This is a genomic window from Streptomyces sp. NPDC002130 (assembly GCF_040296465.1).
Lineage (GTDB): Bacteria > Actinomycetota > Actinomycetes > Streptomycetales > Streptomycetaceae > Streptomyces.
Map to the genome: position 1 here is coordinate 1 of NZ_JBEOXI010001214.1, position 1067 is coordinate 1067.

Annotated in this window: 1 protein-coding gene; it reads left to right on the forward strand. The window is 61.9% G+C overall.

Features of this window, described 5'->3' with window-relative positions; all coding sequences use genetic code 11:
- Positions 1 to 241 precede the first annotated feature (241 nt).
- Positions 242 to 1067: NAD-dependent epimerase/dehydratase family protein (locus ABT116_RS49720; protein WP_351648343.1), on the forward strand; the 826-nt coding region annotated here is incomplete at its 3' end.

Below are 1067 nucleotides of genomic sequence, written 5' to 3' on the forward strand. Positions count from 1 at the left end.
CTCTGCATCAGGGTTGCACGGGATCATGCCGTTCCTGCCGCAATGGGCGTGGGCTTTGGCTTTCGGCCCAGACTGGCGGAGTACCCGAACTTCTCAAAACTCTTCGCAGCACCCAAAATGACAGCCTGGCGCGTGAGGACCGCACGCTCCTGCATGATCTACCCAGCTCTCGTTGCCGACGGAATGAATCTCAACGATACGTCGAAAGACCCGGCAGCAACGCTCCCGACACGGACACACCGTGACGACTCTGGTCCTCGGGGCCACGGGTTTCATCGGCTCGGCGGTGATGAACCAGCTGGTTTCCCGGGACGGAAACGCTGCGATCGGTTTCGTTCGCACGGACGGCGCGGCCAAACAACTCAGCCGCAACGGAATTGCCGCCACTATCGGCGACATCAACGAAAGCGCCTCTCTACGAGTTGCAATGAGCCAGGCGTCGACCGTCATCTGCTGCGTGTCGTACGTGGGCGACGACGAACAACAGTGTGTTCACGTCAACGAACACGGCATACGTAACGTTGCGTCGATCGCCACCGCCGTCGGCGTCGAACGGCTGCTCTACGTCAGCACCGCCGCGGTGTACGGGCCAGGCCCGTTTCGAGACCTGCCGGTCAACGGCGCACCTCTCAGCCCCTTCTCACCTGCCAGTCGCACGCGCGCTCTCGCCGAGAAGTTCGTGCGCGACGCCGGAGGCCTCGTCGTCCGGCCCCATCTCGTGTACGGACCCGGCGACAGATGGTTTCTGCCGACACTGACGCGAATTGTCTCTCGACTCGACTCGATCATCGACGACGGCAACGCGGTACTGTCAGTAGTCGACGTAGACCTACTCGCCCGATCTATCCACGAGCTGTCGATAGAACACCAATTTCGCTACGGCTCAACACTTCACGTCAACGAGCCTGCCCCACGGACAGTCATCGACCTTCTCGAGCATCATGCGCGGGAGACCAATTGGACTCTGCCCCAAAGCTCTATCCCCCGCGCCGACGCAGTGAAAGCTGCTGCCCAGCTGGGTCCCGGCCAGTTCGTGATCTCGAACCCGACCGCCACGGCGACGATCA